This is a genomic window from Thermorhabdus hydrogeniformans, assembly GCF_049310025.1.
Taxonomy (GTDB): Bacteria; Bacillota; Thermosediminibacteria; order Thermosediminibacterales; family Tepidanaerobacteraceae; genus JBJYKD01.
In genome coordinates this window covers 1-244 of record NZ_JBJYKD010000261.1, presented here as the reverse complement: position 1 = coordinate 244, position 244 = coordinate 1, and the positions used below count along the sequence as shown (strand labels likewise).

The 244-nt window shown below is 68.4% G+C and carries 1 protein-coding gene; it reads right to left on the bottom strand.

The genetic code is table 11. The annotated features are described in order from the left end of the window. The coding region (locus ACKX14_RS16365; RefSeq protein ID WP_422449490.1) for a phosphatidate cytidylyltransferase at positions 1-244 on the bottom strand (244 nt) is incomplete at both ends.

Sequence of the window (244 nt, the reverse complement as noted above, 5' to 3'; positions counted from 1 at the left end):
ATCATCGAACCCCAGTCCTTCACGCCGCGGTCACGCTTGATGGCCGACATCACGAGGCCGCCGAAGAAGCCCATGAGGCAGATGGTGAGCGCCATCAGCGCCGCCTGCCACGGGTTGAAGGGCGTGGCCCAGTAGAGCGCCTCGCCCAGCGCGGTGGCGCTCGCCACGCCGCCGATCAGGCCTTCCCAGGTCTTGGAAGGCGACAGCTCGGGCGCCACCTTGCGCTTGCCGAAGAGCTTGCCCC